We start from the raw sequence: 6,714 nt of genomic DNA, 5'->3' as shown, positions 1-6,714 counted from the left end.
CATTCTCGAAACATTGGCGGATTGTAGTATCAAGAATGTCGAAAACGAGAAGACCAGCTTTTACAATCTTAACACGGTAAATAACCTTCATTCAGTTATCAAAAAACAGTATGAGTTTTACCGTGGTGTGGCCACAAAATACATAAATCGTTACTGTACACTATTTGAGTATATGTACCGTAAAACAGATATTTCGATTCGTGCTATAAAGGATGGTATGTTAAGACCGGGTTCTGCTATACGCTACAGTATTTCAGATGTAAAAAGGTACGGCTTAACGATCATTTGATTGGAGTCATGGTTACCGACCCATTTTCCAACTAACACCATAGATATTAATAAGTGCCCTGATCCGTATACAGATCGAGAGGATGCTATATTAAGCATTCCTGATGATAAACAACTTAAGTCGGATTTTAATAGAAAAATTGATCTTGATCTTTCAACTCGTGAACTGGAATATAAAAATGAAATGTTCCCAGTAAATATTATATTTGATAATAATGAGCGTGAGGACTGGGCTGATGGCTATAAGGATTACTATGATAACTCTAAGGAAGCCAAGGAAAAGTATAAGCGTTTCAGAACCGAAGTCTTAGATACTATTGTTGCGTACAAATTGCCGGTAATCACACTTAAGCAGTCTACTCCAAGAGAAGCAGTATGTAAGGTTTTTGAAAATGTAAACACAGGCGGAGTTCCGTTGACGGTGTTTGAACTTGTTACAGCTACATTTGCGACTTATGGTTTTGACCTTCGTGAAGATTGGATTCATAAGGAAGACCATGATGGTGATACACCGGCATGTTCAGATATTATCTGGGGAAAATATGAGACACTAAAAACGGATGTGATGGATGGAATTGACGAAACTATGTTTTTGCAGACCATTACACTGTATACAAACTTTATAAAGACGGATGTACCTACCTCTTGTAAGAGAAGGGATGTATTGGCCTTAGCATATGATGATTATAAGAATAATAAGGCGGCTGTTTTGGAAGGTTTCAAAATGGCTAGAAAATTTTTGATGAGTCAATATGTATTCCGTCAGAGAGACCTGCCTTATGCATCTCAAATTATTCCGCTTGCTGCTATATGTGCCGTTATTGGAAATAGCAAATTTAATCAGCCAAAGACTCAGGACATATTAGCTCAGTGGTTTTGGTGCGGAATCCTTGGTGAAATGTATGGCGGAGCTAATGAGACGAAGTACGCATACGATATTGAAGATGTGGTGAATTCCATAAATGGACAAGATTCTCAGAATAGAACTGTAAATTCTTCGTTTTTCTCATCCACAAGATTATTGTCTATGCAGTCAAGGCAGAGTGCAGCATATAAAGGCATAATGGCACTGGTCTATAGAGCAAAGTGTGAAGATCTTATGAATGGAACAACTATGGATATTGTAAAGAGTATGGATGAATCTCCGGATATTCACCATATTTTCCCACAGGCATATTGCATAAACCAAGGATATGACAGGTCAAAGTGGAATTCTATAGTTAATAAGACTCCGTTATTACCTTCGTCCAATAGGGCAATTGGTGGTAAGGCACCGAGTATATATACTGCAAAAATAAAGAAAGATGCGGGGATAGAGGATTATACATTACGACATCGTTTTGAGACTCATTTGGTAAACTATGATGCATTAGTAGCAGATGATTTTGATTCATATTTTATTGATAGGGCAAAAAAAATATTAAATGTTGTTGAGAGTGCTATGGGTAAGGCTGTTTCAGATAAGGAATCCGAACAGACTGTTAAGGCTTTTGGAGTGGCACTTGTATAAAGTGATTTGGCACATTTCTAGAAAGAATTAAAGGAAATCAGAGAGTTATGGTCGGAAAGCATCCTGTAATTACTTTGTGTGGAAGCAAACGGTTTAAAAATCAATTTATGGACGCACAGAAGAGGCTTACTTTGGAGGGCAACATTGTTATCAGTGTTGGACTCTTTGGTTATTCAGGAGATCAGGAAGTCTGGGATGGAATGGATGAAGGAACCTTATCCAAGGCTAAGGAAATGTTGGATGATATGCATAAAAGAAAGGTAGATATGACCGACTCTATTTATGTCATCAATGTAGGCGGATATATCGGAGACAGCACTAGATCTGAGATTGAGTATGCCAAGGCGCATGGTAAAGAGGTGATCATGTAAGAGTCAGATATCGTGGTCAGGAAGGTACGGTTATAGATATCAATGGCGATTTGTACATGGTGTCGTTAAGTAGTGGTGGTGTCGATTCATATTCTGAAAGTCAATTGGAAAAGACCTGGTAATTAGTGGAGGTGCTATATGGCTTCTATAAGAGCTGATATCGAAAAATATATAAAGAAAGAATACAAAGCATCCCCGGAATATCTTTGGGAAAAAAATCCAAGCTTTGCGATATTCAGACATGAAGATAATCGTAAATGGTTTGCGCTTACAGCCACTATAAGCATGGATAAGTTAGGCATGGCATCATCTGAGGATGTTGATGTCATAAATGTTAAAATTGATGATTTAATGCTGAGGGATATACTTTTGCAGCAACCGGGATTTTATCCTGGATATCATATGAATAAGACCAGCTGGATCACAATTTTGATTGATGGCACAGTTAGTCTTGATGAAATCTGCAATATGGTTGATGCCAGTTTTTTAGATACTGCATCTAAGAAGAAAAAGGATAAGTTCCGTAAGCCCAAGGAATGGTTAGTGCCTGCAAATCCCAAGTATTATGACATTGAACATGCCTTTGATGATGTGGATGAAATAGACTGGAAGCAGGGCGCAGGGATTATAAAAGGAGATACAGTGTTTATGTATGTAGGTGCACCTGTATCTGCAATTCTCTATAAGTGCAGGGTGACAGAGGCTGATATTCCATATGATTATGAGGATAAGAATCTTAAGATTACGGCACTTATGAAGATAAAACTGCAAAAGAGATACAAGCCTGACAAGTTTACTTTTGAAAGGCTGAAAACTGATTATGGAATATACGCTGTGAGAGGACCGAGGGGGATACCAAATAGTCTGAGTGCAGCATTGAAATAAAGTATTTGTTAAATGGAGAAGAAACCATGATGGAGCAGAATATAAATGAAGTTTGAGTTATTACCTGTTGAAAATATAGATTTGGCAGATTACAAATGTCTTAGCTCTTCTTGAAGCTGTAGAGGCATTTGTCAAGAAACACAACAACTTGAGATGGAAGAAACTTCCTAATTCTCGGATAGATTTGCCTGATTATATTGAAAGACCTATACATGAGGCATTAGTGAATGCTTTTGTACACCGTGATTACATGGAAAATGGAAGTGAGGTACATCTTGATATTTTCGATAACAGGATAGAGATTACTTCTCCTGGAGGAATGGTGGAAGGTCTTCCTATTCAGAAAAGGGATCTTTATCATATTGCTTCCAGAAGACGTAATCCTTATTTGGCTGATATTTTCCACAGGCTTCAGCTCATGGAGCGTTCTGGTAGCGGAATAAAGGAAATTATGAACGATTACAAAGCATCCGCTAACATTACTGAGGATCGTTTACCGACATTTTTCTCAGATGAGTCAGACTTTAATGTAACTTTCTGGAACCTGAATTATGGTGTTGAACAGAGTGAAAGTAAAGGAAGTAATAGAGAAGTATCGGATAAAGTATCGGATAAAAGTATCGGTAACGCTAATCTTAGCGATGCAGAAAAACAAATACTTAGTTATATTAGTAAAAACAGTAATATTACGCAAGCACGAGATAGGATTGATAGATTCCACTCGTGCTTTATTTTATGTGATTTTAAAGGGTCTAAATAATATATGACAGAATATGAGTTTTAGATTTAGTTCTGTACTATGTGGATTAGTAAATATCGCATTGACAATCGCAAATCGTTATAATATTATAATATTCACCTGCTATGAAAGTCTAAAGGCAGATAATTTCAGTACTAATTAATCTTTTATCCCTATTCGTGGAGAAGAATCCAAAAGAAAAGTATGATGTAAGTGCAAAAGAAAAATATGACATCTTTGAGATGTATTTTGACACTTATGTTACATCATGAAACAAATCAAAAATAAAAATATCATTTGGGATTTGTTCTACATATGTCTAATCCTGATGATATAATAAAACTAACAGCAAAGGAATGCAGTGTTAATGAGTAATAGAAAAAAGAAACCATTTGATCAGTTGACGATCACTGATAATTATATGTTTCAGGCAGTCATGAAGGAGCCCAAACACGTTAAACCACTTCTTGAGATGATAATCGGGAAAAAGATACGTAAAGTAGTGGTCGTTGACCGCGAGAAGACTGTGGAGACCGGGTATGATGCCAGAGGCATTCGCATGGACGTGTATGTAGAGGACGACGAAAACACAGTTTATGATGTGGAGATGCAGGCTTTCAGGAAATCGCAATTAGGTAAGAGATTCAGGTATTATCAGAGTGCGATTGACGTGGATATGGTAAACAAGGGCGATGGATTTGTCAGGTTGAAGAAAAGCTTTATCATATTCATCACTACTTATGACCCATATGACAAAGGATGGTTTATGTATCTTTTTGAGACACTGTGCAGTTGGGATGAAACCATCAGGATGCATGATTCTGCAAAAAGAATAGTGCTCAATGCCAAAGGAACCAAAGATAAAGAAGGTCATGAAGTAAGTGATGAAATAAAGAAAATGCTGGCTTATATGGATGGCAAAGCTCCGGAGTCGGAGTATTCCAGGATGCTTGATGAAGCTGTGAAAAAGGTTAAACACAACGAAGCAAGGAGGACGGAATATATGAATATCAATACATTTGCAATGGATGAGCGTGAAATAGGTGATTACAGGAGGATTGTAAAACAGATCCGTATAAATGATAAGAGATTTTCTGACAGTGATATAGTTTCTATTTTGAGCATTAAACCGGTTGTTCTTTACTGTGTCCGAAAAGCTTTAAGAGAGCATCCGGACTGGGACGATGAGGACATCGCAGAAGAAGTACTGTCGATGGACGAGCTTGATGAAGATGATGACTAAGCTGCAAGGGCGGTGCGAAAGACTAAATCGCTTTGATCAAAGCAGATGGTCTAAAGCACCGGCACGATGCCTTGTTTATTTCCTTCACCGTATGTTTTTATGATAAATTTGAGAAACTTCTGTACTGTTAATGAAGGATTTTTTCTATGAAAAATCCCCTACGGAAGAGTATAGCTCCAGCTGCAGGGGATGATCTTCATTCCGGCTATGATATCGTTCCAGCACATAGGAACAAGCAGCAGCTGCTCTTTAAATCCACCGCCCCATAGTATGGCATGGCTGAACTGTTAATAATTCTTGCTGTAAAATGTATTCGGCTATATGATGTATGAGATATTTACCAGTAGGGGGATTCGTTATGGATCTGAAACAGCTTGAATATATTGTTGCCATTGCGGAGACCGGGAATCTGTCTCTTGCGGCGGAGAAGATGTATATCACCCAGTCGGCACTTTCCCAGCAGCTTGCGAAGCTGAAGCAGGAGGGGGTTCCGCCTCTTTTCCGGGAAGAGAAGAAAAAGATGGTGCTGACGGATGCGGGAAAGATTTATCTTAACGGGGCACGTGCGATACTTCGTGAGGAAGCATTGGCACAGAAGAAGCTTAACAGTCTGAATGATGAAGATAAGGTGGTTTTTGATTTTTCCGTAGCTCCATATCTTCAATCGGTGGTTTATATAGATATACTTCCTAAGCTGAAAAAACAGTTTCCGAAGGTTTCTGTCAGAGTTCATACCAACAATACCATGAATACCCGTGAGGCTCTTGAGAACGGAAGCATTGACATGGCGTTCATTCCGGATATATATCAGCAGAGGGATTTTTTTGACTACATTCACATCTTTAAGGATGAGCTTGTTATGATTTCCCCGGGTGGGAATGATCAGACAACGGGTACAAGTACTGATTCGGATATGGATTTTTCCGAGGCTGTTGATAAAACAGAAGCATATGTACGTTCAACTGTTTTTGATAAGCGTCCGGTCACTATCCCTGCAGAGAATTCATATTTAAGAGAGCTCCCGGTCACCATCCCTGCAGAGGATTCATATTTAAGAGAGATTCTGGACAGGATTTTTTCGGAGGAAAGCAATATTCCGGAGATATACACAGAAACCAACGACTTTAACATTGCCCTGTCTCTGGTAAAAAACGGTGAGTGTAAGGCTGTCATTCCCAGATCCCTGGTAAAAGCGGATGGGCTTCGCATAGAGTCCTTCAAAGAACCCTGCTATTTTTATCTCACCGCGATTCACAAAAAAACAACCTCATCTCCGATCATTGATGCGGCAGTGAAGGAACTGAAACGTTATTTTATTGCCTGATTACATAGAACCCCGTCCCCCCCCTGGTCCATATAGGCTCTCGGAATCTTTAGCCTAGATTCCAAGGGCTTTTTCTTTTGTTCCATTTCTCAAATCCCCCCATTTTTTTAAAAAATACCAAATATAGGACTTGACAAATCCTCCCAAATCTGCGGCCGCTTCGCGGCCTATCTGATTAAGAAGTAAATGCGTCCTTCGCGGCGCCGGATAATTCTCGATCGGAGGTGTTTGTTCATGTGCAAGCCTATTAACCTAGGCGGTCATGCCGCCTATCAGGCAAAGATGATATCTTTGCTAAAGCAATACTATCCTGATGCTTTCACTCGTTTTGGTCCTTCCTTGTGGGCAGTCATT

General features: G+C 38.9%; 6 protein-coding genes and 1 pseudogene. All 7 read left to right on the top strand.

The genetic code is table 11. The annotated features are described in order from the left end of the window. Positions 1 to 289 (top strand): annotated as a pseudogene (locus tag G625_RS22900) (hypothetical protein); the annotation flags it as partial. Next, positions 290 to 1,798, top strand: coding sequence for a GmrSD restriction endonuclease domain-containing protein (locus G625_RS20165; RefSeq protein WP_049895925.1), 1,509 nt, complete (start codon positions 290 to 292; stop codon positions 1,796 to 1,798). Positions 1,799 to 1,845: 47 nt separating this feature from the next. Beyond that, the gene (locus G625_RS0114230; protein WP_029201632.1) at positions 1,846 to 2,169 is read left to right on the top strand and encodes a hypothetical protein; all 324 of its coding nucleotides are present in this window, start codon (positions 1,846 to 1,848) and stop codon (positions 2,167 to 2,169) included. 138 nt (positions 2,170 to 2,307) lie between these two features. After that, positions 2,308 to 3,054 (top strand): MmcQ/YjbR family DNA-binding protein, encoded by a 747-nt coding sequence (locus tag G625_RS0114225; RefSeq protein WP_029201631.1) that lies wholly within the window; start codon positions 2,308 to 2,310, stop codon positions 3,052 to 3,054. 223 nt (positions 3,055 to 3,277) lie between these two features. Beyond that, on the top strand, positions 3,278 to 3,814 hold the full coding sequence (locus tag G625_RS20160; protein WP_049895924.1) for an ATP-binding protein: 537 nt from the start codon (positions 3,278 to 3,280) through the stop codon (positions 3,812 to 3,814). A gap of 346 nt (positions 3,815 to 4,160) precedes the next feature. Next, positions 4,161 to 5,036 (top strand): Rpn family recombination-promoting nuclease/putative transposase, encoded by an 876-nt coding sequence (locus G625_RS0114215; RefSeq protein ID WP_029201630.1) that lies wholly within the window; start codon positions 4,161 to 4,163, stop codon positions 5,034 to 5,036. Between the two features lie 358 nt (positions 5,037 to 5,394). Beyond that, positions 5,395 to 6,360: a LysR family transcriptional regulator gene (locus G625_RS0114210; protein WP_029201629.1), complete on the top strand. Its 966-nt coding sequence runs from the start codon at positions 5,395 to 5,397 to the stop codon at positions 6,358 to 6,360. The last annotated feature ends 354 nt before the right edge of the window (positions 6,361 to 6,714 follow it).

Origin of the sequence: Oribacterium sp. NK2B42, assembly GCF_000424445.1 — a bacterium.
Taxonomy (GTDB): Bacteria; Bacillota; Clostridia; order Lachnospirales; family Lachnospiraceae; genus Oribacterium.
The sequence above is the reverse complement of the archived record's forward strand: the minus strand, read 5'-3'. Positions and strand labels throughout refer to the sequence as shown.